Below are 1193 nucleotides of genomic sequence, written 5' to 3'. Positions count from 1 at the left end.
AGGTACCCCACGAAGCCGAGGATGGCCACCGTCCAGGACAGCGTGACCGGCCCGAGGCCCATGGCGAGGCCGCCCCGGCCATGGCCGACGGCCATCCAGTCGGCGACGGACGCCCCGAGCGGGCGGGTGATGACGTACGCGGTCCAGAACGCGGCCACCGCGTTCAGGCCGCCCCACTGGTGGGCGACGGCCGGAACGGCGATCGCGACGGCGTACAGGACGGCGGAGCCCAGGTAGCCGAGGCCGATCGTGGCGGTGAGGTCCCCGGCGGCGGTGCCCAGGGCGAACGTGGCCAGCACGGTGGCCCAGTAGAAGAGTTCGCGGCGCCGGGTGTGGATGCTGTGGATGGACAGGGTGCCTTCGGCGCGGTACCAGAGGGCGAAGACCGCGGCCAGCGCGGCCATGAAGAACGGTGTCGAGAGCGTGTACGGCACACCGAGGCCGACGTGCAGGACGTCGGCGGCCATCGTGCCGAAGACGCTGACCATGACGACGGCCGTCCAGTAGATCCAGGCCACGTACCGTCGGACGGCGAACTGCACCGCCAGGGCGGCGACCAGGGCGAGGCCGCCGAGGCCGACGGCGGGGATCGGGCCGAACACGTGGGCCAGGAAGTCGGAGGCCGTCTCGCCCATGCCGGTCGTCAGCACCTTGATGATCCAGAAGTAGACGGTCACCTCCGGCACCTTGCTCGCCGTGTGTCGTACGTGGCCCGAGGGCCGGTGGTGCGTGAGGTGATCTGTCGTCATGGCAGGCACGATGACATGGTGTCCGGCGGTTGCCCCAGCCCCCTTTGCCAGAGCTTTGGCGCTTCTGGTGCGTGAGTTGGCAGACACCCGCCCGAGCCTGAACACAACCTGAACACGACGCCCGAAGGCCTGGTCAGCGGCGTGCGGCCGGTGGTACACGCACCGCTCCCGCGCCTCAACTGGGGCCACGCACAAGGTCAGTTCGCGGGCGCGGGCACATCCGCCGACGATCAGCGTTTCTTGCGTCGCCCGAAGGGTGCCTGGTAGGACTGAGCCGCGCCGTCACGTCACATGTTCGATTCTGCGGGGGTTCATGTGGTCGCCACGGCCGTCAGGTCCTCGCCGCGGCGAGGCCCGGGGGCTCCGCGCCCGGCCCGGCGTCGGCTTCCCGTCGTCGCCAGGCGGGCCACACAGCACGGACTGGTGCTGGCCGCCGTCGCGAGA

Annotated in this window: 1 protein-coding gene; it reads right to left on the bottom strand. The window is 70.8% G+C overall.

All coding sequences use genetic code 11. The annotated features are described in order from the left end of the window. Positions 1-749, bottom strand: a 749-nt coding sequence (locus tag R6V09_RS53450) for a COG4705 family protein (protein ID WP_317888598.1), incomplete at its 3' end; no start/stop codon positions are given. Between the last annotated feature and the right edge of the window lie 444 nt (positions 750-1193).

This window comes from Streptomyces sp. W16, assembly GCF_033194735.1.
In the GTDB taxonomy this organism is placed as follows: domain Bacteria; phylum Actinomycetota; class Actinomycetes; order Streptomycetales; family Streptomycetaceae; genus Streptomyces.
The sequence above is the reverse complement of the archived record's forward strand: the minus strand, read 5'-3'. Positions and strand labels throughout refer to the sequence as shown.